Source organism: Streptomyces sp. NPDC001700, assembly GCF_053596435.1.
On the sequence record NZ_JBSFGE010000006.1, the window covers coordinates 257,065 to 282,775 of the forward strand.

The window sequence follows — 25,711 nt, forward strand, 5'->3', positions numbered from 1 at the left end:
GCGCGGGCCGCTTCGGTCACTCGACGCCGATCCGTACCGGGCCGCCGTGCGCGTCGGCCCGGGTGATCCAGTCGGCGGACAGATGGAGCGGGCGGCCGGGGGCCACGGTGCGCGGGACGCGCTGCCGGTGCAGGGTGCGGCCGTCCTGCCGGACCGTGAGCACCGGCCGGGTGAGGAACGCGGCGGTGCGCAGCGTGAAGCGGCGATACGGCGGGGGCGGGCCGTCCGGGGCGATCCGGCCCGGCGCCACCCAGCGCAGCGGCGCGTCGGTCCGGACCGGCAGCGGGGCCTCCGGCCACGGCTCACCGGCCAGGTGGCGCAGCACCGGTCCGGCGGCGAACCGGCCGTCCAGCGCGGCGGTGGCGGCCGTCTCGACGGGGTGCAGCAGATTGCCCACCGCGAAGACTCCGGGGACGCTGGTACGGAACTCCGTGTCGGTCTCCGGCCCCCGGGTGCCGGGGTCGAGGGGGATTCCGGCGCCGCGGGCCAGTTCGTGGTCGGGGATCCAGTCGCCGGTGAACACCACGGTGTCGCAGCCGATGGTCGCGGTCCGGCCGTCCCGGTGCGCCACGCGGACGCCCGTCAGCCGGTCCCGGCCGGTCAGCCCGGTCACGGTGGTGTCGGTGAGCAGCGGGACGCCGTGGCGCAGCCGGGCGGCGAGGTGGCGCGCCGGATGGGCCTGGTGCCGGGGCAGGCCGGTGACCAGGGCGGCGACCTCGACACCGGCGGTGTGGAGGGTGTCGACCGCGGAGTAGCCGACGCGTTCGGCCCCTACGACGACGGCGCGGCGGCCGATGCTCTGGTGGTGCACATGGACGGCTTGCTGCAGCTGCCCGGTGGTGTAGACGCCCGCGGGCCGGGTGCCGGGTACGAGGCGGGCGCTGCGGGGGCGTTCGCGGGCACCGGTGGCGAGGACCACGGCCCGGGCGGTGACGCGCTCAAGCCCGGTCGCCGCGGTGAGGTCCACGGTGCGCGGTCCGGCCCATCCGGTGGCGGTGACGCCGGTGCGCAGGCTGACCCCGGCGCGCAGCGCGGCGGCGATGTGGCGGCGGGCGTAGTCGGGGCCGCTGAGCAGCCGGTGCAGATCGCGCGATCCGAATCCGGTGTGGTGGCAGTGGCGGGGGATGCCCCCGGCGTGCTGCTCGCGGTCGATGACCTGGACAGTGTCCACTCCGGCTTCGGCCAGCCGGGTGGCGGTGGCGAGTCCGGCGGGTCCGGCGCCGATGACCAGGACGTCCACGGTGCGGTGGGTGCGGTCCGGTGTTTCGTCGGTGGTCATCGGCGTGCCTCCTCGAACTGGGCGCGTACGGCGGCGCCGCAGTAGAAGCCCTGGCAGCGGCCGCCCAGCGCACGGGTCCGGCGCCGCAGCCCGTCGAGCGACCCCGGGGGCACGGTGGCGCGCAGCGCGTCGCGGATCTCGCCGCGGGTGACGCGCTCGCAGTGGCAGACGACGGTGCCGTACTCGGGGTCGGCGGCGATGAGGTCGGCGCGCTGGTAGGGGCGGGCGAACGCCTCGCCGATGTTCGGCATGCGGGGTGGTGCGAGGTCCCGCGCGGGGCCCGGGTCGAGGCCGCAGTCGGTGAGGAGGTCCCGTACATGGGCGGCGATGGCCATCGAGGCGGTCAGCCCGGTGGAGCGGATGCCGCCGACGGCCACGTAGCCCTGTTCGGGGTGGGCCCGGATCTGGAAGTCGGCGTGTTCGGTGGCGGCGCGCAGCCCCGCGTAGACCGCGGTGACCTCCTCGTCCAGCAGCTCGGGCATGATGCGGGCGCCCTTGTCGCGGAGCAGGGAGAGTCCGGTGGCCGTGGAGCCGGTGGCGTGCTTGTCGTCGAGGTCCTCGGCGGTGGGGCCGAGCATGACGTTGCCGTAGACGGTGGGCGCCACCAGTACGCCCTTGCCGAGGGCCGTGGGCACCGGCAGCAGGATGTGGCCGACCAGGCCTCGGGCGAACTTGTCGAAGACGATGAGCTGGCCACGCCTGGGGGTGACGCTGAACTCGGTGTGGCCGAGCCGCCGGTCGATCTCGTCCGCGTACAGTCCGGCGGCGTTGACCAGGTAGCGGGTGCGCAACGGGCCACGGGTGGTGGCGATTTCGTGGTGGCCGTCTGTGGTGATGGTTTCCGCGGCGCAGTTGAGGTGCAGGTCGACGCCACCGCGCACCGCCTGGGTGGCGTAGGCGAGGGTGGTCGTCCAGGGGCAGATGATGCTCTCGCCGGGGACTTCGAGGGCGCCGAGGGCGCCGGGGCCCAGATGCGGTTCGCGCGCGTACACCTCGTCGGCGGCGAGGATCCGGGTGTCGTGGCAGTCGTTGCGTCCGGCCTTCTGGGCGAGGGCGGGCAGCGCGGCGAGCTGTTCGGCGTCCCAGGCGACGAGCAGGGCGCCGAGCGGTTCCACCGGGATGCCCGCCTCGGCGGCGTAGGTGTTCAGCCGTTGGTAGCCCTCGCGCACCAGCCGGGCTTCCAGGGTGCCGGGAGTGGCGTCGAAACCGGTGTGCAGGATCGCGGTGTTGGCCTTCGAGGTGCCGTCGCCGACGTCGTCGGATGCCTCTACGAGGGCGATGCGCAGCCGGTGCGCGGCGAGTTCGCGGGCGATGGCGGTGCCGACCACCCCGGCGCCGATGATGGCCACGTCGTAGACCTCGCCGGGAAGGTCACCCGTGGTCGTTACGGTCATGCTGGGTTCCTTGGCTCCTGGTGCGGTTGCTCAGTCACGGGTCAGCCGCTCAGTGGCGGTCAGCAGCGCGGCCACGGCCGACCGGAAACCGGCCCGGCGCTCGGCGGCCTCGTCCGCGCTGATCCGTGGGGTGTAGACGGCGGCCGGTTTCCACTCCGGGACGGCCCTAGCGAGTGGCAGCCCGGGGTCCAGGCCCAGCCGGGCGACGGCGCCCACGCCGAGGGCGGTCACATCGGGCAGGGCGGACACTTCGACGGGCAGTTGCAGCAGGTCGGCCTGGGCCTGCATGAGCAGCGCGGAGCGGGTGAGGCCCCCGTCGGCCCGGAGGGTGGTGAGCGGCGCGCCCAGGTCGGCGGCGGCCGCGTCGGCGATCTCGGCCACCTGCGCGGCGATGCCCTCGCACAGGGCGCGCACCAGATGCCCGGCGGTGGTGTCGAGGCCGAGGCCGGTCACCGAGCCCCGGAGGTCGCCGCGCCACCAGGGGGCGGCGAGTCCGGCGAGCGACGGTACGAACGTCACTCCCCCGGTGTCCGGCACGGAGCCGCCCACCGGGTCGAGGTCCCTGGGCCCGCCGATCACGCCCAGACCGGTGAGCCAGTGCACGGCAGAGGCGGCGGTGTACACCTGTCCGTCGAGGCAGTAGCTGGTGTTCCCGCCGAGCCGCCAGGCCACGCAGCTCACCAGGCCACTGGTGCCACGTCGGGGCCGGGGCCCGGTCTGGGCGAGCAGGAACGCGCCGGTGCCGTACGTGCATTTGGCGGCGCCGGGCTCGGTGACGCTCTGGGCCAGCAGGGCGGCCTGCTGGTCGACGAGGAGTCCGGTGAGCGGGATCTCGCCGCCGAAGGCGGTGGTGGTCCCGGCCATGGTGTCCGCGTCGACGACCCGGGGCAGCTGTTCTGCCGTCAGGCCGTAGAGGTCCAGCGCCTCCGGGGACCATACGACGCGGTCGAGGTCGAGCAGCCCGGTGCGCCCGGCGGTGGCCGCGTCGGTGACGAACGCGCCGGTGAGCTGGTGGATCAGCCAGACGTCGCTGGTGGTGACGACGCCCTCGCGGGTGCGGTGGCGGCGCAGCCAGGCCATCTTGGGCGCGGCGAAGTACGGGTCGAGGGGCAGCCCGGTGAGGTGGCGCAGGGTGTCGGCGTGTTCCGCGAGGTCCGCGCACACCGTCTCCGCCCGCCGGTCCTGCCACACCAGGGCGTCGGTCAGCGGGGCGCCGGTCGCGGGGTCCCACACCAGCACCGTCTCGCCCTGGTTGGCGAGGCCGACCGCCACCACCGGCTCACCGGCCCGCGCGAGGGCCTGGCGTCCGGCGTCGACGACCGACGCGAGCAGGTCGGCGGGGTCGACCTCGACCAGCCCTCCAGGGAGGTGGCGCGGGTGCACGGCCACCTCGGCGGAGCCGAGCACACCGCGCTCCGGGCAGAGGACCAGCGCCTTGGTGCCCGAGGTGCCTTGGTCGACGGCGAGCACCGCTCCGGTCGCGGGGCCCGTGGGTGCGCGGTGGGGACGCTCTGGGACAGGCAGCATGTCCGGTTCTTCGGTGGAGGGTCTGCGGTGGGGGGGCTTCTTCGGTAGTGGCTTCTTGGGTGGGGCTTGTGCGGTGGCGGCGTAGATCTTGGCTGAAAGCGTGGTGCAGCGACGAGGCGGCGTCAAGACCGCACGTCCGGCGCCCGCTTGCCGCATCCGGCCCACGGCCGCGCCCCGGATGCGGGCCCAGGCCCCCTTGAGTCATGGCGGGATGGCTATAGGATCCCGGGCATCCACTCGTCAGGCCCTGGAATTTGCCGCGCCCGGTCCATCACGCTCCGTCCGAAAGTCATCCGATGCCCGAGGAAGTGTTCCGCCCCGTCTACCACCCGGCGGGCTACGACAGCGGACTGCGCAGCGCGCTGCAGGACGTGCGCACGGGGCGTTGGATAGCCATGCGCGACCTGCTGGCCGGGACCCCGACCTGGGCCCAGTGGACGCAGCGCACCCAGGTGCTGGCCGCGGTGGCGGCGGGGTCGAATGTGGTGGAGGCGTGGCGGGCCGAGGAACCCCGGTGTGTCGCCGCGCTGGTGATGCACACCCGGGTGGCGGTGGAGCGGGCGGTGCGCGCCCATCGCGAGGGGCACCAGCGCACCCGCGAGCTGTGGCGGGAGGCGTGGGAGTCCTGCCAGCTGGCCACGCACAACTCCCCGGCGGACCCGGTCCCCTGGGTCTGTCTGCTGGCGCTCGCTCAGCTCGACAAGGAGCAGCGGCGGCCGGAGCACCGGACGAACCCGCCGGGGCCATTGCTGTTCCCCGGCCCGTGGGGGCTGCTGGCGGAGGCCGACCGGCGCGATCCGCACAACCGCGAGGCATACCACCGGATGCTGCAGTTCGTGTACGCGCGGCGGGCGGGCGGTTCGCTGGCCGAGGCGGTCAACTTCGTGCAGTGGGTGGTCTCGGGGGCGCCCAAGGGCTCCCCGCTGCATGTGCTGCCGCTGTACGTCCATGTCGAGCGGTACCGCGAGGAACGGGGCTACGAGAAGGCCCTGGACCTGCACTGGGCCACCGAGGACGCGGCGCGGGACGCCGACAAGGCGCTGCGCCTCTGGTTCGACCACGCGGACCGGGAGACCAGCTCGCTGCTGGACCTCAACCATCTGGCGCACGCCCTGTGGGGGGCGCTGCAATTCCCCGAAGCGGCCCGGGTCTTCGAGATGCTGGGGCCGTATTTCACCCCACTCCCCTGGGCTTATCGCACGCCCGACGCGAATGACCGCGCACAGGCCGAGGACATGTTCCTGCGCGCCCGGGTCCGCTGTCTCGCGGGCGCCCGTGGCGACAGACCCGGTTCCAACGGCTGAGCCGTTCTTCCCTTCCGTCTTTCCCGCCTCTGCTGACCGTCCCCGTTTTTTCCTTTTCCGGAGGTACGTTCATGTCCACGCCCTGGTCGCGTTCCGTTTCCGCACCGCAGCGGGACGAGGAACAGAGACTGCGCGAGCTGGGATATCAGCCGGTGCTGGCCCGCCGCATGGGGAGCTTCGGCAATTTCGCGATCAGCTTCTCGGTCATCTCCATTCTGTCCGGCTGCATGACCCTGTACGGGTTCGGCCTGGACACCGGCGGCCCCTCGGTCATGCTGTGGGGCTGGGCCGGTGTCGGTCTGTTCGTACTGTGTGTGGGTCTGGCGCTGGCCGAGGTCACCAGCGCGTATCCGACCTCCGGCGCGCTCTATTACATGGCCGACCGGCTCGGGGGCCGCGCCTGGGGCTGGTACACCGGCTGGCTCAATCTGCTGGGGCTGCTGGGCGCGATCGCCGGTATCGACTACGGCGCGGCCCAGTTCACCGGGGCACTGCTCAATCTGCAGTGGGGGTTCGAGCCCACGCCGCGCTCGACCATGGTTATTTTTGTCTGCATTCTGTTGCTGCATGCCACACTGAACCTGTTCGGAGTGCGTCTGGTCAGTGTGCTCAACTCGATCAGTGTGTGGTGGCACTTGGCCGGGGTCGCGGTCATCGTCGGGGCGCTGGCGATCATTCCGTCCCACCACCAGTCGCCGGAGTTCGTGTTCACCGAATTCGTCAACAACACCGGCTGGTCGAATCCCCTCTATGTGACCGCCATCGGCCTGTTGCTCGCCCAGTACACCTTTTCCGGTTACGACGCCTCGGCGCATCTGTCCGAGGAGACGTCCAACGCCTCCGTGTCCGCCGCACGCGGCATCGTGCGCGCCATCTGGGTGTCCTGGGTGGCCGGGTTCGTGCTGCTGGCGGGGCTGACGTTCGCCATCCAGGACTACGCGGGCACGCAGGCGAGCGCCACCGGGGTGCCGCCCGCGCAGATCCTCATCGACGCCCTCGGCACCGGTGGCGCCACGGCCATGCTGCTCATCGTCATCGCCGCGCAGCTGTTCTGCGGCAACGCGGAGGTGGCGGCGGCCAGCCGGATGGTGTTCGCGTTCAGCCGGGACGGCGCGCTGCCGGGTTCCCGGCTGTGGCGGCGGGTCAGCGCCCGTACCCAAACGCCGGTCCTCGCGGTATGGCTGTCGGTCGCGGTGGCGTGTCTGCTGGCCCTGCCGTCCCTGTACTCGGAGACCGCGTACGGCGCGGTGACGGCCATCAACGTCATCGGCATCACCCCCGCCTACGCGATCCCCGTCTTCCTGCGGCTGCGCGCCGGTGACCGGTTCGAGAAGGGGCCGTGGCATCTGGGCCGCTGGAGCAAACCGATCGGCTGGGTGGCCGTGGTGTGGGTGGCGCTGGTGACGGTGCTGTTCTGCCTGCCGCAGTCCAGCCCGGTGACGGCCGATTCGATGAACTACGCGTCGATCGCGCTGGCGGCGGTGCTGATCCTGGCCACCATCTGGTGGTTCGTCGCGCGCCGTTCGTACAACACCCCCTCCGCCTATGGCTCCGCCCGCGAGGAGGCCGAGATCGCCGAGGGCATCGTATGAGCCGGGTCTGATCCAGTGAGCCGGGTCTGATCCGGGGGTCGTCCGAGCCCGCGAGGCGGTGGGGCCGGGTGCGCAGATACGTTTCTGCGCACCCGGCCCCACCGTACGTCGTACGCGATCACTAATCGCCGCGCAGCAGCGACGAGACCGGGGGCCGCTCGCGCTTCGCGCCGTACGCGAGGAAGTACGCCGGGGCCCGCTTGAGCCAGGGCGCCTTCGTCAGCACCTCCGCCAGCCGCAGCGGCTTCCAGCCGTCGCCGAACGGTGACCGCCCCGCCAGCAGCGGCGCGATGACCCGGGCGTGCGCGGCGCGCTGGAGCGCCTGGGTGCCCGCGGCGGTGGGCCAGCGGCGGCGCTGGACGGCGCGGACGTCGTGCAGGCCCACCGTGCCGTCGCGCAGCGGCCCGGCCAGATGCCGGGCGGCGGCGACGGCGTCCTCGACGGCGAGGTTGATGCCGATGCCGAAGACCGGCGACATGGCGTGCGCCGCGTCGCCGATGCACAGCAGGCCGGGGCGGTGCCAGCGGTGCAGCCGGTCCAGCCGTACGTCCAGCAGCTTCACCTCGTCCCAGGAGCGCAGCTCCGGATCGCGGTCGCCCATCCACGGGTTGGCGGCCGCGAAGGCGGTCAGAAAGCGGTCCAGACCGGCGGCGCGGCGGGTGGCGTCGGTGCCCTTGGGGATCAGCACGGCGCACTGCCAGTAGTCGCCGCGGTCGATCATGGCGGTCAGGAAGCGGTCGCCGACGTTGCCCACCAGCCCCCTCGGATCGCCCTCGTGCCGTGGCAGCCGGAGCCACCAGGCGTCCATCGGGCAGGGGAATTCCCGCAGCCCCAGCTCGGGCAGCTGCCGGGCCAGCGAGCCACGGCCGTCGCAGGCCACGGTGAGGGAGGCCCGCAGCTCACCGGTTTCGCCGTCGGCGGTGCGGTAGCGCACCCCGGTGATCCGGCCGCCCTCCCGGAGGAACGAGGTGGCCTCGGTGTTCATCCGCAGCCGGAAGGACGGCTCCTTCCCGGCCTCGTCCGCCAGCAGGTTCAGCAGATCCCACTGCGGCACCATCGCGACGTAGTTGTACGGGCCCGGCAGCACGCTCAGATCGCCGACGGTGAACAGCTCGCCGTCCACGCCGATCGGCAGCTGCACGGAGTGGACATGGCGCTGCGGCAGCGAGGCGAACCGCTCGGCCAGGCCCAGTTCCTCCAGCAGTGACAGGGTGCTGGGGTGCACGGTGTCGCCACGGAAGTCGCGCAGGAAGTCGCCGTGTTTCTCCAGGACGGTGACGTCCACGCCCGCCCGGGCCAGCAGCAGCCCGAGGACCATCCCGGCGGGACCGCCGCCCACCACGCAACATGTGGTCCGCTCCATCGATGTGCTCCCTTCGGCGTGCTTGCGGGGGCCGTTCCTTATCGGTTCCCTCCCGGTGCCCGGCGCGGGGCGCGGCAGTCGGGTGAACGTCACGGCTCCTCGATCGCCGGTTGGCGATCGGCTTGAGTCTTCCCGGACTTCCGTCCGTATCCCCCGCTGAATGGCGTGGGGCACTAGGAGGTCTGTATGGCAGCCGAAACCGATCCCGAGCGGGTGGGTGGGCGTCACGTGATCGAACCGACCGCGATCTTCCGTGCGGGGCCGGATCCGGAGCCGCGGCCGGAGTCCGGCGAGGACGTGGACGGGCCGATGGAGGAATGGATGGAGGATCTGGATCTGTTCAAGCCGCCGGGCGAAAGGCTTCCGCCGGAGGCACACCGGATCGCCGAGGACGAGACCCAGGTGATGGACTCCCGCGTCCCGGCGTCCGACTCCTTCGCCGCGTCCGACTCCTGGGGTACGGACCCGCCTACCGAGACCATCGCGCCGCCGCCCGCTGCTCCCCCGGCGACCACTGTGGTACGGCACCATCCCCGGACCGCCGTGCTCATCGTCGCGGGGGTCGGGCTGGGCGTCGCCCTCGCGCTCGTCCTGCTCCTCCCCGGCGGCGCGGCCATCAACGTCGCCTCACCGGGCGGCGGCAAGCCCACCGCGTCCGACGCCGGGCGTACGCCGACCGCCTCCGCCGCCCCCACCACGGCGGTCCCGGCGCCGCCGGGGAGCCAGGCCGGTGTGCTGAGCCAGGGCGACAGCGGTCCGCAGGTGTCCGATCTCCAGAAGCGGCTGCTGAAGATCCCCAACGTCTACCAGGACGGCCAGGTCAACGGCCAGTACGACCAGACCCTCACCGAGGCCGTGGCCCGCTTCCAGCTCTGGTACGGGATTCGCGGCGACGAGGACGGGGTGTACGGCGACGCCACGCGGCGCGACCTGGAGTCCCGTACCGGCGCCGTCACCTGACGGCTGTTCGGCTCTAGCGGCTCTATCCGCTCTAACGGCTCGCGCCGAAGAGCTGGGTCCAGTACGTACCGGCGCGGCTGCCCGTGGCGTAGCCGATGCCTATGTGGGTGAAGTCGGCCTTGAGGATGTTGGCGCGGTGGCCGGGGCTGTTCATCCAGCCACGGACCACCTCCGCCGGGCCGCGCTGCCCGCACGCGATGTTCTCGCCGATCCCGCGGTGGGTGGCCCCGGCGGTGGCGGCCCGGTCCCAGGGCTGGCCGCCCTCGGGGCTGGTGTGGGAGTAGAAGTCGCGGGCCACCATGTCGTCGCTGTGCGCCTGCGCCGCCGTGGTCAGCCGTGGGTCGGGGGCGAGTGGCGCAAGCCGGGCGGTGGCGCGCTCGGCGTTGGTGAGCGCGATCACCTCGGCCGCGAGGCGGCGCAGGCCGTCCGGGGTGAAGGGCTGCGCCCACACCGCCGTCCAGAACACGTCCCCGGCGCCGGACGCGCTGCCGATGCCCACATGGGCGACCGCCGGGTCCCGGAACGGGCCGCCGCGCTCCCCATCGGACAGGCAGTAGTCGATGAACGCGTCCGGGGTACGGGGTCCGGAGACGAGGTGCTCGGTCACGGTGAGCGGGGTGTAGCCGCTGGCCGCGATCCGGTGGAAGAGTGACGTCCCGTCGGGGCTCTCCGCACCGAGCGCGCCGTGTGCGGCCATGGCCGCCGCGTGGGCTTCGGCGGCGCGGGTGAGGCGGGGGTCGAGGGTTACGGGCGGTGCGCCGTGGCGTGACCGGGCGGCGTTGACGAGCGCGAGGGCGGGCGCGTCGCCGGTGGTCGGTGGGGGTGTCGGCTGTGGATCCGCCGTGCCGTCGTCCGCGACGTCGACGCCGAAGTCGCGCGCCACCCCGGACAGCCCGTCCGCGTACCCCTGGCCGATGGCCCGTACCTTCCACCGGGTGCCGCGCCGGTAGATCTCGGCGAGCAGCAGCAACGTCTCCGTGCCGGGGCGCGGCGGGGCGAAGCGGGCCAGCGGGGTGTTGCCGCCGCTTCCGCTTCCGGTGATGCCCATGACGGGGGCGGGCAGGCGGCCGAGCGGGGTGCCGGGGTCGGCGGGGCTGACGACGACGGTGACCCGGCTGGCGCCGGGGCGCAGCTGGCCGGGCCGCACGGTGATGGTGTCCCCGTGGACCTGGACGCCGGGGGCGGTGGGCTGGTTGAAGAAGACGAAGTCGTTGTCGCCCGCGACCTTTCCGTCGTCGCCGGTGACCAGTGCGGAGAGGTCGAAGGGGCCTGGGACGCGGATGGTCAGCGTGCCGTCCGGCAGGGGTTGGTTGCTGCCGGGCACCAACTCGGCCATGGGTCCCCTCCTCGCGCCGTGCCCACCAGGCCAACGGCCCGGCGGCGGAGGCGGTTCCCGCGCCGGGTGGCTTCTCCCCTACCCGCCCCTCCCCACAACTGGAGCTCCGCCCCAGCCCCCGGTCCTCAATCGCCGGACGGGCTGAGTCGCAGGCCCCGCAACCGGGGCTTCGCCCCGGGCCCCGGTCCTCGAGCGCCGGACGGGCTGGTATTCGGGAGGTTGAGGGCCCGCCCGGACGGGATCGTCACCGGCCGCGACGAGCTGCGCTACGTCGGCTGCGTGGCCCGGCCAACGGGTCCCCGCCTCCGGGGCCGCCCGATGGTCACCTGGCCGCCATCGACCCGGTGACCCGGAACACCAACGTCCGCCACGCCCATGTCCCCCGGATACGGGCCCCAGACCGCCGTCCAGGCCGGGCGGGGGCGGGGTCCAGGGGCGGAGCGCCCTGGGTTCGGGGAGGGGCGGGTAGGGGATCAGCTACGCGGGGGTGGCGATGTACTTGTACTCCAGGAACTCGTCGATGCCGACGCGGCCGCCCTCGCGGCCGAGGCCGGATTGCTTGACGCCGCCGAAGGGGGCGGCCGGGTTGGAGACCAGGCCGGTGTTGAGGCCGACCATGCCGACCTCCAGGCGTTCGCTCACCCGCAGCGAGCGGTTGAGGTCGCGGGTGAAGACGTAGCCGACCAGGCCCCATTCGGTGCTGTTGGCGGTGGCGACGACTTCGTCCTCGTCCTCGAAGGTGAGGATGGCGGCGACCGGGCCGAAGATCTCGGTCTCCATCAGGCGGCTGGCCGGGGACACGCCGGTGAGCACGGTCGGGGGGTAGAAGCAGCCGGGGCCGTCGGGGGTGGCGCCGCCGACCAGGACCTCGGCGCCGCGGGCGACGGCGTCGGCGACCAGGTCCTCGACCTTGGTACGGCCCGCGCGGTCGATCAGCGGGCCGACGTCGACGCCGGGGCGGCTGCCGGGGCCGACGTCGAGGGCGCCCATGCGGCGGGCGAGGCGGTCGGCGAACTCGGCGGCCACGGAGGAGTGGACGAAGAAGCGGTTGGCGGCGGTGCAGGCCTCGCCCATGTTGCGCATCTTGGCGGTCATGGCGCCCTCGACCGCGACATCGAGGTCCGCGTCGTCGAAGACGATGAAGGGCGCGTTGCCGCCGAGTTCCATGGAGGTGCGGACCACGGCGGGCGCGCACTGGGCGAGCAGGACGCGGCCGACCTGGGTGGAGCCGGTGAACGATAGCTTGCGGATGTGGCCGCCGGTCAGCAGCGGCTCGACGACCTCACCGGCCCGCGAGGTGGTGACGACGTTGAGTACCCCGGCGGGCAGCCCGGCCTCCTCCAGGATGCCCGCGAGGGCGAGCGAGGAGAGCGGGGTCTGCGGGGCGGGCTTGAGCACCATGGTACAGCCCGCGGCGATCGCCGGGCCGATCTTGCGGGTGCCCATGGCCAGCGGGAAGTTCCACGGGGTGACGAGGAGACAGGGGCCGACGGGGCGGCGCATGAGCAGCATGCGGTTCTTGCCGTCGGGCATCGTGGCGTAGCCGCCGTCGATACGGACGGCCTCTTCCGAGAACCAGCGGAAGAACTCGGCGGCGTACGCGGCCTCGCCGCGCGCCTCGGCCAGCGGTTTGCCCATCTCGGCCGTCATCAGGGCGGCGAGCGCGTCGGCGCGCTCCAGGATGAGTTCGTAGGCGCGGCGCAGGATCTCGCTGCGGGCGCGCGGGGCGGTGGCGGCCCATTTCTCCTGGGCGTCCAGGGCGGCGTCGAGCGCGCGCTGTCCGTCGGCGGGGCTCGCGTCGGCGACGTCGCACAGCACCTCGCCGGTGGCCGGGTCGTCGACCGGCATGGTCAGGCCGCCGGCCGCGTCGGACCAGGACCCGGCGATGTACAGCTTCTTGGACACCGTCGCGAGGACGTCGCCCGCTGCGGGGAACGAAGGGGTGGGCAGGGCAGACATAGCGGCAATCTCCTTCTGTGGCCGCCGCCCGCGCGGGCGGCGGGCGGCGGCCGGGGTTCCCGAGGGTGATGGACGGCCCGGGGCCGCGTCAGGCGGTGGCGGTTCCGGCGCTCACGGCGGCGGACCAGGCGCGCAGCCCCTCGTCGATCGCCGCTTCGTCGACGACCAGCGCGGGGATCATCCGGACCACATGGTTCCAGGCGCCGCACAGGAGCAGCAACAGGCCCTCGTCCACGGCGGCGCGCTGCACCCGGCCCGCGGTCGCCGGGTCGGGTTCGCCGTCCTCGGTGACGAACTCGCTGGCCAGCATGAGGCCGAGGCCGCGGACGTCGCCGATGGCGGGGGTCTTCGCGGCGATGTCCTCCAGGCCGGAGCGCAGCCGGGCGCCCATGGCGTCGGCGTTGGCGACGAGGTTCTCGTCCCGTACGACGTCGAGGGTGGCCGCGGCCGCGGCGCAGGCCACCGCGTTGGCGCCGTAGGTGCCGCCCTGGGAGCCGGGCCAGGCCTTGGCCATCAGTTCCTCGGAGGCGGCGATGCCGGACAGCGGGAAGCCGCTGGCCAGGCCCTTGGCGGTGACCAGGATGTCGGGGCGGATCCCGAAGTGGTCATGGCCCCAGAACCGGCCGGTGCGGCCGACGCCGGTCTGCACCTCGTCCAGGATGAGCAGGAAGCCGTGGCGGTCGGCCCGCTCGCGCAGCCCTTGCAGGAATGCCTCGGTGGCGGGTACGTAGCCGCCCTCGCCCAGCACCGGCTCGACGATGATCGCGGCGGTGTCGTCGGGCGAGGAGATGGTCTGCAGGGTGTAGTCCAGCTCCTTCAGCGCGAACCGGGTCGCGGTCTCCTCGTCCCAGCCGTACCGGTAGGCGGTCGGGAACGGGGTCACCACGACGCCGCTCATCAGGGGCGAGAAGCCGGAGCGGAAGCGGGTCCCGGAGGTGGTCATGGACGCGGCGGCGACGGTACGGCCGTGGAAGCCGCCGTGGCAGACCAGGACATTCGGCCGCCCGGTGGCCTGGCGGGCGAGGCGCAGCGCGGACTCGACGGCCTCGCTGCCGGAGTTGGTGAAGAACAGGCTGTCGAGGCCCTCGGGCAGCACCTCGCCGAGCTTGGCGGTCAGCCGCTGGAGCGGCTGGTGCATGACGGTCGTGTACTGACCGTGGATGAGGGTGCCGACCTGCTCCTGGGCCGCGGCGACGACCCGCGGGTGGCAGTGGCCGGTGCTGGTGACACCGATGCCCGCGGTGAAGTCCAGATAGCGCCGTCCGTCCTCGCCGTGGAGGTAGACCCCCTCTCCGCTGACGGCTACTACCGGAGTGGCCTGGCGGAGCTGCGGCGACAGATTGCTCATGATCTCTCCCAACACCCACGGGGACGGCGGCGGACCGGTGTGCTCCCGGAATCGCCTCAAGACTCTTCCGGAGACTTCTTCGAGCCTGCGGGAGCGGACCGGGGAAAGACAATGATCATTGTGTCGCGGGCCGGTGATCGGGATGGACGTTCTGTCAACCGGGACCGGGTGGACACTTTGTCAAGGAGACCCCCGCTCATGGTTGCGCCCGCCTGCCCCTCTTGTCAGAGTGGCCTGCATGAACGGCTCCGCTCCGCTCACCCTCGGCGACGCGCTGCGGCTGCCGGTACTGGCCGCCGGGCATCCGGAGGTGGTGTCCGGCCATGATCAGCTGTCCCGTCCGGTCCGCTGGGTCCACATCACCGAACTGCTCGACCCGGCGTCCTTCCTCAAGGGCGGCGAGCTGGTCCTCACCACCGGGATGCCGCTGCCCGAGGACCCGGCGCTGGTGCGCCGCTACGTGGAGGAGCTGGCGGACATCGGCGCCGCGGGCCTGGTCATCGAGCTGGTCCGGCGCTACCACGAGCCGCCGTCGGAGCTGGTGGAGGCCTGCCGGGCCCGGGATTTCCCGCTCGTCCTGCTGCCTGGGAACGTGAACTTCGTGGAGGTCACCCAGATCGTCCACTCAATGATCATCGGCAGCCAGATCGAGACCCTGCGCCGGGCGCAGGACGTCCATGACACCTTCACCGCGCTGACCCTGCGCGGCGCCGAGCCGGACGAGGTGGTCGGTATGGCCGCCGAGCTGAGCGGCCATCCGGTGGTGCTGGAGAACCTGGTCCACCGGGCCGTGATCTGCGGCTCGCCCGGCCAGGCCGTCGAGGGGGTGCTGACCGGCTGGGACCGGCGGTCCCGCGGTACGCCCTCGCCCGACCGCACGGAGCTGCGCGGCCCGGAGAACTGGCTGGTCACGGCCGTGGAGTACCGGGGCGAGCGCTGGGGGCGGCTGGTCATGCTGCCGGATGCCTCGGGCGCCCCGGCGGTGGGTCCCGAGCACGCGATGGTGCTGGAGCGTACGGCCACCGCCCTGACCATCGCCCGGCTGACCCAGCACACCCGGTGGGAGCGGCGCGCCCACCGCACGCTGCTGCTGGATCTGGTCGAGCAGCGCTGCCGCTCGGCCGGGGAGGCGCGGGCCCGGGCCGAGGCGCTGGGCATGCGGGTCATGGGGCGGCGGCTGATCGTCGTACTCGTCACCCTGACCCCGGGGCCCGGCGGCGAGGAGCCGGGCGAGCTGGAGGACCGGCTGACCGAGGAGATGGCCGCGACCGGTGCCGCGGTACTGACCGGCACGGTGCCCGGCGATCATCTCGGGGTGCTGCTCGCGTTCCATCCGGCCACGCCCTGGCGGCCGTTGGTGGAGCGGCTGAGCCGGTCCGTACGGGAGTCCGATCCGGACGCGGTCGTCAGCGTGGGCTCCGAGGTGTCGGACCTGTCGCAGACGGCGCGCTCCTTCCAGCAGGCCGCGCGGGTCGCGGACGCCGCCGTCCCGGGCACCGCCGACAAGCCGTTCCATGAGCTGAGCGATATCGGGCTGCGGCAGTTGCTGTACGCGCTGCGCGGCGATGTGCGGGTGCAGGAGTACGTGGAACGGCAGCTGGGCCGGTTGGTGCATCACGATGAGCGGCATGGCACCGATCTGCTGGCGACCCTCCACGCCTATCTGGACGCGGCGGGCAACAAGACGGTGGCCGCCAAGCGCGCGAGCCTGTCGCGGCAGGCGTTCTACCAGCGGCTGCACGCGATCGAGCGGGTGCTCGGCTGCGATCTGGAGTCGGGTGAGCAGCGCACCCAGCTGCATGTGGCGCTCACCGCGTTCAGCGTGCTGCGGCTCGCCCGCGGCTCCGGCCCCCCGTAACGCCGCCGCGTGGCGGCTGCCGGATCACGTCACCGCCGGTCTCACTTCACGAAGTCGTCGACGACCTTCGGCGGCCAGGAGCCCACGTTGAGGACGCCCACGGAATAGGCGCGGGAGACCAGGGCCGCCCGGTTGGGGACCCGCAGCTTACGGAGCAGACGCGTCACGTGGTATTCGACGCCCTGTCGGCTGAGATAGAGCCGGGAGGCGAGCGGAATGGTGGAGAGTCCGGCCGCGATGCCTTCCAGAATGCGCGCCTCGATTTCGCTGAGGATCTTCTTGCGGCTGGTCACCATGTCCAGCTCCTGACCGCCTGCCACGGGCCTCAGCACCACCAGCAGCGAGGCGACGTGCGAGGTGCCCTCGCGTACGGCGACCGCGGTGAGCGCGCTGGTGAAGGCGGTGCCCTGGGAGCCGACGACCACCACCTGACCTGCGAACCGGTGGCGGGTGCCGTCGGCCAGCCGGGAGAGCTGACGGTGCAGTGCCTGCTGGGCGCTGGGGTGCGCCAGATCGCAGAAGTCGCGGCCGCAGACGCTCATGGAGTCGTCGTCGAACTGCCGGAAGAACTCCTGGTTCGCCTGCCGGACCGTCAGGGACGGGTCGAGGCAGACGACACACGCCCCCGGCTGGTCGAACTGGCGCAGAAGATCCGCGTACTCGATCTGGTCGCATTCGAGTTCGCGGGGAGTTGGCCGAGCCGAATCTGCTAGAGCGGAAACTGCCAAGGGACTGCCATCCCTTCCTGTTTATCAATGACCGGGTGCGAATGACCGGGGATGAAAACCGCGGTTATTCAATTCGAAAGCTTTTTATGGAGACTAGGGAGATCCATACGTATGAGTCAACGTCAGCAGGTTCGCGTCGCCCAATCCTGTGGTCCCGTACCTCCGAGGTTCGGTCCGTACCGAAGGGCTTCGGTGGTCGGTTCGGTGGGTTCGCCGACCTGCGAAACTTGCCCGGAACGAACGCGTCGTACGGCCGGTGCACAGGCATGCCGGAAGCCCGACCGAAGCCGGTTGGACACCCGTTGAATTAGCGGCGTTAACGCAGGATTTCCGAATCCAGGCGGGGCAGGATCTCCATCAGCTGGCGACGGCCGGAAATGTCCAGCTTGCGGTAGGCGTGGGTGAGGTGCTTCTCGACCGCGCGGGAGGTGACGCCGAGCTGGCCCGCGATCTCCTGGTTGGTGAGGCCGCCACCGGCCAGGGAGACCACGGTGCGTTCGGTACGGGTCAGGGCGGCCTCCGGCCGCGGGGGCGCCGCACCGCGCCGGTGTTCGGCCGACTCGATCAGCCAGGGCGCGCCGCAGACCGCGGCGAGGGCTCCGGCCTCCCGCTGCAGGGCCGCCGCCTCGGGACCGGCCTCCAGCCGCCGGGCCAGCAGGGCGAGCGAGCGGGCGAGTTCGAGTTCGTTGGCGGACGCGCGCAGCACGTCGGCCGATTCGCGCAGCAGGTTCGTGCCCTGGGCGCCGTCGTGCATCCGGCCCTTGAGCCGCAGGGCGCGGCCGAGCGCGACGGGGGCGCCCCAGGCCTCAGCCCGGGCGTGCTCCTCCTCGGCGAGCGCCAGCGCCGCGCGCGAGTCTCCGATGCGGTGCTGGAGGGCGGCCGCCCAGGGCCGCCACGGGAAGAGGACGGGATTGCGCCACCCCGCCGCCTCCAGCTGCCGGCCGCAGCCCAGCAGGGTGTCCAGCGCGCTGGTCCAGCGGCTGTGCCGGGCGTCCTGGGACGCCTTGAGGAGCTGGAGCGAGGCGGTGAACGCGAGGCTCGCGGACCGGCGCCGACCGGCCTCGTCGAGCAGCCCTTCGACCAGGTCCGCGTCGTCGAGTTCCAGGGCGACGCTGGTGAGGGCGACCGTGGCGAGGATCCCGGCCTCCTGCCAGTGCGCCCCGGCCAGCCGCATCGCGCGCTCGGCGGACTCCCGGGCCCGGGCCGCCCGGCCGCGCGCCACCAGCATCAGCGCCTGCTCGGCGTGGACGAGCGCGTCGACGGCCGTCACGTCCTGCCGTGGGGAGTCGCGCTCGGGCGCGGGCCAGGAGGTGATGCCGCGTACCGAGTCGGCGGCGACCAGCGCGACGGCCACCAGCGGCAGCGAGGAGTGGGCCCGGTCCTCGGTGGCCGGTTCCCGCTCCAGGACGCGGCCCGCGAGCCGGGCGACCTCGGCCGCCGGGCGCCGGGTCGTGAGCATCGCGGCGTTGAGCAGGACGGCGGCCAGCTCACGTTCGGCGGTCGAGCCGAGCGGCGGCTCCTCGCCCATCGCCGACAGCCGCTCCACGGCCGTGGCCAGCCCCGCCGGGTCCTCGTGCCCGGCGTGCCGCAGCCGTGCCTCCAGCCGAAGGGCCACATCGCGCGCCGAGCCGTCGAGGGCGGACGCCGGGCCGAGGTCCTCGGCGACCTGCTGGAGCAGGTCGATGACGGCCGGGGGCACCGTGCCCACGATGGCCGGGGAGATCCGCAGGGCGGCGGCGGCCCGGTGCCGTGCTGTGGGCAGCAGGGGTATCGCCTGGGAGATGTGGCGTTCGCAGGCGGCGGGGTCGAATCCGCGCTCGGCGGTGGCCAGGTCGATCAGCAGCCGCCCCCGGCTCTCGCCGGACAGCCCGGCGTCCAGCAGCGCGCGCCGCAGATAGCGGGTGGCGATGTCCGGCGCGCCCCGGCGCAGCGCGGTCTCGGCGGCGGCCCGCAGCACCTCGACCGCCCACGGGTGCTGTGAGGCGGTGACGGCCATCAGCTGGGCGGCGACCAGCTCGGCGGAGGAGCCGTTGCGGTAGAGGAGGGCCGCGGCGGCGTCGTGCAGCCGCTCGCGCTCGGCGACGGTCATCGAGGACTCGACGGCGTCCTGCACCACGCGGTGGAGGAAGCGCGGCTCCTGCTCAGCGGCCAGCAGGCCGAGTTGGTCGAGGACCCGCAGCGCGGCGGCGAAGCCGATCGGGTCGAGGCCCGCCAGCCGGGCCATGAGTTCGGGTTCGCCCTGGTCGCCGAGGACGGCGATCGCGGCGGCCAGGTCCCGTACCGACCGCGGCTGGTTGCGTACGCACGCGGCCAGCCACTCGCGCAGCTGGGAGGGGCGCTGGCGGCGGGCCGCGTCGGTGTGCCCGGCGGTGGGGCGGTGCCCGGCCGCGGCGAGGGCCACCAGGACCGATCTCAGGAAGAGGGGGTTGCCCGCGGAGATCTCGTGGCAGGCGCGGGCGAACTCCTCGTCGCCGGGCTCGCCGAACTGGTCGAGGACCATCTCCCTGGTGGCCCCGAGAGAGAGCGGTCCGGGGCGCAGCACCCGCTGCGCGGAGTCGGTGATCTCGCGCAGCGTCAGCTGCCGGGCCCGTGGATCGCCGTCGCGCAGGGCGCAGACGAGTACGGCGCGCAGCCCGTGCAGCCGCTTGGCCAGGTAGGCGAGCCAGCGCAGCGAGGGGGCGTCCGCCCACTGGAGGTCGTCCACCAGGATCAGCAGCGGCTGGTCGGCGCCGACGTCGGCCAGCAGCGAGCGCAGTCCGTTCAGCACCGTCTCGGAGAGGGCGACGGAGCGGCACTCGCCCAGCGGCAGGGCGTCGTCGGCGAGGACCATGCGGGCGAAGTCGCCGTGTTCGCGCAGCCAGCGTTCGCAGGCGTCGGGCGGGGCGCTGGTCAGCAGGCTGTCGAAGAGCTGCCGGACGACGCCGAAGGCGAAGTCCTGCTCCATCGGGGCGGCATTGGCGCGCAGGACGCGGACGTCCTGCCCCGTCAGCAGGGGCAGCCGCTGCAGCAGCGCGGTCCGGCCGATGCCGAGCGGGCCGGTGAGCAGCAGCAGCGACGAGGTGCCCGTGGCGGCGGCGCGCAGGGCTTCCCTGATCTGTGCCACTTCGGTGTCCCGCTCAAGCAACATCCGTGCCGTATCCCTCCGTCGCCCGTACCAGCGCGTGGAGTTCCACGCGCCCCGCTATCCGCAGCTTCCGGTACGCGACGCTGAGCCGCAGCTCGACCGTGCGCCGGGTCACCGACAGCATCTCGGCGATCTCGCGGTTGCCGTGGCCGAGTCCGGCGAGGGTCGCGGTGCGCCGCTCGGGTTCGGTCAGCGTCGCCCAGGCGGGGTGCGGGCCGGGCCCGAGAGCGGCGGGCTGTCCCAGCCGTTCGGCGAGTGAGCGCACCCGCGCGGCGAGCCTGCTGGAGGGCTGGTGAGTGGTGGTGAACGTGAACAGCTCGGCCACCAGCGGGGCGGCGGGCTTCCGGTCCCCCGCGTCCAGTTCGGTGGTGGCCAGTTCGATCAGCGCACCGGCGTAGGCGAGCCTGGCGGGAGCGGGGCGCAGGGTGTGGACGGCCTCGCGGAGCCGGTCGGCGCGGGCCTCGCGGGCCACCCGCCCGGCGCCCAGCTGGGCCCAGCCGAGGGTGCTGGCGGTGCCCCACCGCCGGGCCAGGGCGATCTCCTCCTCACACAGCCGCTGTGCCTCCTCGTGGTCGCCGAGCGCGTGGCACGCTCCGGCGGCCCTCGAACGCCAGGGCAGCAGGGCGGGGTTGCCCCGGCCTCCGCTCAGCAGCCGCCGTCCGCAGCCGCGGAGCAGCTCCAGCGCGTCCGCGTGTCTGCCGTCCCGGGAGGCCACCAGCCCTCTGGCGAACAGCAGATGGGCGAAGGCCGCGCCGTCCTGTGCCTCGGCCGGGACGGGGGCGGCGGCCAGCTCCCCGGCCTGGTCGGTGCGGCCGCTCTCCAGGGCGACGATGATCCGCATGGACGTCAGATAGGGGAGGTGGTGCGGATGCCAGTGGGCGTGGGGCAGGGCACGCCCGGCGGCGGCGATGTCCCGTTCGGCCGCGTCGAGGCGGCCGCGCCGCAGGTTCAGTTCACCCCGGATGGCCAGGACGAGCCCGGCGGCGGCCCGGGCGTTGCGCCGCCGCAAGTCGAGGTGCAGGGCGTCCAGCCGCACCTCGGCCTCGTCCAGATCGTCGGTCAGGAGCAGGAGCCGCGCGGCGGTGAGCCGGGGCAGGATCAGTTCGTCGCCGCCGGGCTCGCCGGTGAAGGCGCGCCGGGCCAGTGCCCTGGCCATGGGCAGGTCCTCGCCGTGCAGGGCGAGTCGCCAGGCGCGGGCGGCGGACTGCGCCGGGTCGGTGGGGTGGGCGGGCAGCGGCGGGATCTCGGGCAGCAGCAGGTCGCCGTCGTCGTGGCGGCCGGTTTCGGCGAGCCGTAACAGCCCGGCCAGGGCCTCCCGTTCGCCGTCGCGGGCGGTGGGCAGCGCGTTCGCCACGGCGGACCGCAGGCTGTCCACGCCGCCGCGGGTGAGGCCGAGGTCGGCGGCGCGCACCCGGGTCCGGGCGGGTGCGTCGCCGCCGGTCCGGATGATCTCCGTGAGCCGCCGGTCGCTTGCCTCGGGCGCGCTCAGCACCTCGATGGCGGCCAGCTCCAGGCCGAGTTGGGCGCGCCCGTCGCGGTCGCCGGGCTCCTCCAGGGCGCGGGACAGGCAGGCGATGGCGTGGGCGGGGTGCCCGGCCCGCAGTGCGGCGGTGGCGGTGCGGCGCAGCGCGTGGACGGCCCAGGGTTCGCCGAGCGGGCGGGCGGCGAGCAGCAGCCGGGCGATGTCCTCGTCGGGTACGGCCGCCCGGTGGGCGAGTTCGGCGGCCCGGGCGTGCAGGTCGGCCCGCTCGTCGGCGGTCATCTCCTCCAGGATCCACTTCCGAGCCTCCGGGCAGCACAGCCGCAGCCCGGTGCCGGTGGCGGTGGCCAGTCCGCTGGCCTCCAGCGCCGCGCCCAGTCCGGGTTCGCTCGCCGCGCGGGGCCCGGCGAGCGCGTACACCAGGGGCAGATCGAGGAGTTCGCCGCAGACGGCCAGGGCGCGGACGACCGCGACGGCGGTGTCGGAGAGCCCGCCGAGCGCGCGGACGACGTAGTCGCCGCAGACGGCCTCGATGAGTGCGCGCAGCTCCGGCGCCCGTCCGTCGACCGGCTGGTGGCCGCGTGCGATGAAGTGGGCCAGCGCCTCGTGCAGCACCATGGGGTTGCCCGCGCTCACCTCCCACGCCGTCTCGGTGAACACGCCCTCGCCGGGCTGTCCGCAGACTGCGGCGATCATGGTGGCGACGTCCCGCAGGGTGAAGGCGGACAGCGCGAGCTGCTGGGTGGGGACCGGGCCGGGGAAGGGGGAACCGCCGTACCAGCCGGGGTGGCTGACGCCTCTGCTGCTCGCCAGCAGCGCGACCGGCTTCCCCGGCAGCCGCCGCACCAGGGCGTCGAGCCAGTGCCGGGAGGCCGGGTCCAGCCAGTCCAGCTCGTGGACGACGAGGAGCGTCGGCCGGTCGTGGGCGCCGCGCAGCAGTTCGGCGAGGCCCGGCAGTCCGCTGTCCGGGCCCGGTTCGGCGAGGGCTGCCAGCGTTCGGTCGCTGAGCCCGTCCAGCGGTGTCAGCAGCTGCTGCACCACGCCGTAGCGCAGTTCGCTCTCGCTCCGTGTGGCGTGGGCGGTCAGGGTGCGCAGACCCTGTTCCTCGGCGAGCCGGGCCGCCCGGCGCAGCAGCGGGCCACGGCCGAAGCCGGGCCGGCCGGACAGGGTGACGACCGACGGGCGGCCTGCCGCCAGGTCGGTGACGACCGAGTCCAGCACCGCCTGCTCTCGTTCCCGTCCCGGGAACGGAAGCCCGTTGAGCTGCATGGAACGACTATATGTCGAACGGATAGTCGAGGCGTGGGAGGGCGGCGCCGGGGTGTCGCGCTCAGGTGCGGCCACGTGCCTGGGACACCCACGCCGGAGCCTGCGGGTGCTGAATGCTGGGGGTGCGCAGCACCGACGTCAGCTCGGCCCGCTGAGCCAGCCCCAGTTTCCGGTAGACGCTGGTGAGATGCGTCTCGACGGTGCGTACCGTGACGAACAGCGACTCGGCGATCTCCCGGTTTCCCGACCCGGCCGCGGCGAGGGTGGCGACCTTGCGCTCGGTGCCGGTGAGCAGGTCCACCGGGGAGGCGGTGATCTCGCGCATCCGGCCGCCAGCGGCGACCAGCCGCCGCCGGGCGGCCTTGGCGAGCGCCAGCGCGCCACAGCTCTGCGCGAGGTCGGCGGAGGTCCGCAGATGCTCGCGGGCGCCACGGGAGTCCCCGGCGTCCAGCAGGGCGGCGCCGAGCGTGAATTCGGCGCGGGCGTGCTCGGCGCGGGCGGGCGAGGCGGACAGGTGCGCGACGGATTCGGTGAGCAGGGCGATGCCGGTCTCGCCACGGGTGGTCATGCCACGGGCGAGCGCGGCGAGTCCGAGGGCGCGCGGGGTGCCCCACCGGCGGGCGAGTTCGGTGCCGTGGTCGACGACGTCCCGGGCCTCGTCGGCGCGCTTCTCGGCGGCGTACACCCAGGCCGCCTCGGCCCACCAGGGGATGAAGCACGGGTTGGCGAACCCGGTCTCCTCCAGGGACGAGCCGCAGTCGAGCAGCAGCCGCAGCGCGGTCCGGCCGTCGCCCAGCGCCCAGCGGGCCCGGGCGCGGGCCATCATGTACCAGTGGTACTCCATGACGAACCCGTCCAGGTTCGGCCGGGTGACCTGGCCCAGCAGCTCTTCGGCCCGCTCGGGCTCGCCACGGTCGACCAGGACGGTCGCCAGGGCGATATGGGGCATCGTCATGTGGCTGCCCCAGCGCTCGTGGCCGACGATCTCGACGGCGGTCTGGGCGTCGGCCAGCGCGTCCGGCATCGCGCCGAGGCCGTGCAGGATCAGGGCCCGGGTGGAGAGGGTGAGGACGTAACTCCACACCGCGGCGTTCTCCTGGCCGTACCGCAGCGAGCGGTCCATCGCCTCCAGCGCGTCCTCGACCTCGTCGGCCAGGCCCAGGGTGAACGCGGAGAAGAGCAGCGACCAGTTGCCGAACGCCACCCCCGGGGGACGCAGGGCGCGGCGGGCCTGGCGCACCGTACGCTCCGGGGAGGTGCCCTCCATCGCGCTGAGCACGGTCATCATGGCCAGCAGCTGCCGCTGCGCGGGCGTGTCCCCGGCCGGTTCGGCCAGCTCCGCGAACCGCTCCCGGACGGTGGTGATGGTGGCCTTCTCGTCGGATCCGCTGATCAGCAGCGCGGACCGGACGAGGGTGAGCAGTTCGTGGTCGCGGGGTTCGGGGTCGGGACCCAGCTCGGCTTCCAGCGCGTCCAGTACGCCGACGAGCGTCCGTACGGCGGCCGGTGACTGCTGCACCGTCAGGCAGGTCATGCCCAGCTGCACGGCGATGGGCGCCTTGGCGCGTACGTCGGGGGTGAGTTCGAGGGCTTCGTTCAGGAGCCGGATCGCCTCCACCGGGTGGGTCTCGGCGAGCGCCCCGGCCAGCTGGACCCGGGTGGACACGCTGTCGGGCTCGGCCTCCAGGACCCGGCACAGATAGCGGGCGGCGGCCTCGGGCGCGCCTCGGGTCACGGCCTGGCCGGCGGCCTCCCGCAGCACCCAGCGCATCCACGGCTGGGGGTCGCCGGGCACCAGCAGCACCTGGCCCGCGACCTCTTCGGCGGGGCGGCCGATGTCGCTGAGCAGTTGGGCGGCCCGCGCGCGGAGATCGGCCAGGGCGTCGGCCCCGGCGGCGTCGAGCACGGCGGAGCGCACCACGTCGTGGGTGAGGCCGGGACGGTCCGGCGCCACCACCTCGGCGCCCCGCAGCAGCGTCATGGCCTCCTCGACATGGGCGGCGGACACCCCGGCGAGGGCGCCGATGTGCTCCGGTCCCTCCTCGCCGAGCACGGCGATCGCGGTGGCCACGTCGCGGACCCAGCCGGGCTGGCGGGCGAACAGGGCGTGCACCGACTGGGCGACCACATACTGGCCGACCTCGGCGATCTCGCGGATCCCGGTGTCGTCCGGCCGCGCCCCCTTGGCCCGCAGCTCGTGCAGCAGCCGGGTGATGGTGAGGGGGTTGCCGCCGCAGACGGCGGCGGCGCGCTCGACGAAGGACGGCGCGACGGGGAGCGGGAAGATCTCCTCCGCCATCTCGGCCACGTCGGCGTCGGTCAGCGGGCCGAGCCGGAGCGCCGAGGAACGGGGCTGGGCGGCGATGTCGGCCAGCGCGGCGGGCGCGACGGGCTCCGCCTCGGTGCGCTGGGCGAGCACCACGAGCAACGGCAGGTGGTCGGCGCGCCGCAGCAGGAAGTCGATCCAGTGCAGCGAGCGTTCGTCGCACCAGTGCACGTCGTCGAGGACGAGCGCGAGCGGGCCCTGCGACATGAGGTTCACCGCGAGCCAGTAGAGCCCGTGGAGCACCGGGAAGGCGCTGGCGGAGGAGGACGGGTCCTCGTCGCCGGGGCAGGGGGTGAGCGCGGGCAGGGCGCGGCGGGCGCTGCCCCGCAGCAGCGGGGAGTCGGCCGCGTCGTCGGCGGTCAGCCCGAGGGGGCCGAAGAGGGCGCGTACGCCGCCGTAACCGGAACCGGCCACGACCTCGCCGCAGGCTCCGTGCAGGACGGTCATCTTCCCGCAGGTGTCGCTGTCGAGGAAGGCGCGCAGCAGGCTGGTCTTCCCGATTCCGGCGGGCCCGGAGAGCACCACCAGACCGGACCGCCCGGCGCAGGCGGCCTCCGCGTGACTGGTCAGCACGGTCAGCTCAGCGGCGCGGCCTACCAGCATGCTGGGTAAACCCGAGTCGTTGGCCCGGTCCAGCACAGTGGTCCCCCTCGCACCCCCGTGGTGTGGAATTCGCACAAATACGCTACTCGGCGCGATCAATAGGCTACATGAACAGCCTCGCGGCGATCAACGTCGATCGTGGACGAGCACGTACGCACGCATGGGCGCGCACGAACGCGCACCGGCGCCCCGGAGCGCGCGGAGGCCCGGGAGGCGGAAGGCGTGGTGAGGGCGTTCACCGTTCCGTCCCCGGGCCGTTTT

15 protein-coding genes are annotated in these 25,711 nt (G+C 73.5%); 4 read left to right on the top strand and 11 right to left on the bottom strand.

Annotated features, from left to right (window positions below; translation table 11 throughout):
• Positions 1-16: 16 nt before the first annotated feature.
• From ACWC5C_RS14635 to ACWC5C_RS14645, 3 genes are read right to left on the bottom strand one after another with little or no spacing between them, the layout of a single operon-like run.
• The gene (locus ACWC5C_RS14635; RefSeq protein WP_450875746.1) at positions 17-1,279 is read right to left on the bottom strand and encodes an NAD(P)/FAD-dependent oxidoreductase; all 1,263 of its coding nucleotides are present in this window, start codon (positions 1,277-1,279) and stop codon (positions 17-19) included.
• Positions 1,276-2,673, bottom strand: a complete 1,398-nt coding sequence (locus tag ACWC5C_RS14640) for an FAD-dependent oxidoreductase (RefSeq protein ID WP_450875747.1) — start codon at positions 2,671-2,673, stop codon at positions 1,276-1,278. The genes ACWC5C_RS14635 and ACWC5C_RS14640 overlap by 4 nt, the downstream gene beginning before the upstream one ends.
• Before the next feature lie 30 nt (positions 2,674-2,703).
• Positions 2,704-4,200 carry an FGGY family carbohydrate kinase gene (locus ACWC5C_RS14645; protein ID WP_450875748.1) on the bottom strand — a complete coding sequence of 499 codons (1,497 nt, stop codon included), beginning with the start codon at positions 4,198-4,200 and terminating at the stop codon, positions 2,704-2,706.
• 296 nt (positions 4,201-4,496) lie between these two features.
• Between ACWC5C_RS14645 and ACWC5C_RS14650 the strand changes: the two genes are divergently transcribed.
• Both ACWC5C_RS14650 and ACWC5C_RS14655 read left to right on the top strand, forming a co-directional pair.
• Positions 4,497-5,504 carry a hypothetical protein gene (locus tag ACWC5C_RS14650; protein WP_450875749.1) on the top strand — a complete coding sequence of 336 codons (1,008 nt, stop codon included), beginning with the start codon at positions 4,497-4,499 and terminating at the stop codon, positions 5,502-5,504.
• A gap of 71 nt (positions 5,505-5,575) precedes the next feature.
• The gene (locus tag ACWC5C_RS14655; protein ID WP_385439287.1) at positions 5,576-7,096 is read left to right on the top strand and encodes an amino acid permease; all 1,521 of its coding nucleotides are present in this window, start codon (positions 5,576-5,578) and stop codon (positions 7,094-7,096) included.
• Between the two features lie 121 nt (positions 7,097-7,217).
• Here the strand turns inward: ACWC5C_RS14655 and ACWC5C_RS14660 are convergent, their stop codons facing one another.
• Positions 7,218-8,459, bottom strand: a complete 1,242-nt coding sequence (locus ACWC5C_RS14660; protein ID WP_450875750.1) for an FAD-dependent oxidoreductase — start codon at positions 8,457-8,459, stop codon at positions 7,218-7,220.
• A gap of 186 nt (positions 8,460-8,645) precedes the next feature.
• Here ACWC5C_RS14660 and ACWC5C_RS14665 point away from each other — a divergent pair, with 186 nt between their 5' ends.
• A complete protein-coding gene (locus tag ACWC5C_RS14665; RefSeq protein ID WP_450875751.1) occupies positions 8,646-9,419 on the top strand; it encodes a peptidoglycan-binding domain-containing protein in 774 nt (257 codons plus the stop codon).
• 31 nt (positions 9,420-9,450) lie between these two features.
• On the opposite strand, the gene ACWC5C_RS14670 is transcribed toward ACWC5C_RS14665, so the two are convergent.
• From ACWC5C_RS14670 to ACWC5C_RS14680, 3 genes are all read right to left on the bottom strand, one after another.
• Positions 9,451-10,755 carry a CAP domain-containing protein gene (locus tag ACWC5C_RS14670; protein ID WP_450875752.1) on the bottom strand — a complete coding sequence of 435 codons (1,305 nt, stop codon included), beginning with the start codon at positions 10,753-10,755 and terminating at the stop codon, positions 9,451-9,453.
• A gap of 477 nt (positions 10,756-11,232) precedes the next feature.
• Positions 11,233-12,714, bottom strand: coding sequence for an NAD-dependent succinate-semialdehyde dehydrogenase (locus ACWC5C_RS14675; protein WP_385439282.1), 1,482 nt, complete (start codon positions 12,712-12,714; stop codon positions 11,233-11,235).
• An 88-nt stretch (positions 12,715-12,802) separates the two neighbouring features.
• A complete protein-coding gene (locus ACWC5C_RS14680) occupies positions 12,803-14,062 on the bottom strand; it encodes an aspartate aminotransferase family protein (RefSeq protein ID WP_450875753.1) in 1,260 nt (419 codons plus the stop codon).
• 238 nt (positions 14,063-14,300) lie between these two features.
• On the opposite strand from ACWC5C_RS14680, the gene ACWC5C_RS14685 reads away from it, so the two are divergent.
• Positions 14,301-15,920 carry a PucR family transcriptional regulator gene (locus tag ACWC5C_RS14685; protein WP_450875754.1) on the top strand — a complete coding sequence of 540 codons (1,620 nt, stop codon included), beginning with the start codon at positions 14,301-14,303 and terminating at the stop codon, positions 15,918-15,920.
• A 41-nt stretch (positions 15,921-15,961) separates the two neighbouring features.
• Here the strand turns inward: ACWC5C_RS14685 and ACWC5C_RS14690 are convergent, their stop codons facing one another.
• From ACWC5C_RS14690 to ACWC5C_RS14705, 4 genes are all read right to left on the bottom strand, one after another.
• Positions 15,962-16,567, bottom strand: coding sequence for a LuxR C-terminal-related transcriptional regulator (locus tag ACWC5C_RS14690; protein ID WP_450875881.1), 606 nt, complete (start codon positions 16,565-16,567; stop codon positions 15,962-15,964).
• A gap of 397 nt (positions 16,568-16,964) precedes the next feature.
• Entirely contained in the window at positions 16,965-19,775 is a 2,811-nt protein-coding gene (locus ACWC5C_RS14695) for a helix-turn-helix transcriptional regulator (protein WP_450875755.1), read from the bottom strand.
• On the bottom strand, positions 19,765-22,521 hold the full coding sequence (locus ACWC5C_RS14700; protein WP_450875756.1) for an AAA family ATPase: 2,757 nt from the start codon (positions 22,519-22,521) through the stop codon (positions 19,765-19,767). Before ACWC5C_RS14700 ends, ACWC5C_RS14695 begins: the two co-directional genes overlap by 11 nt.
• Before the next feature lie 61 nt (positions 22,522-22,582).
• On the bottom strand, positions 22,583-25,450 hold the full coding sequence (locus ACWC5C_RS14705) for a helix-turn-helix transcriptional regulator (RefSeq protein ID WP_450875757.1): 2,868 nt from the start codon (positions 25,448-25,450) through the stop codon (positions 22,583-22,585).
• Positions 25,451-25,711 lie beyond the last annotated feature (261 nt).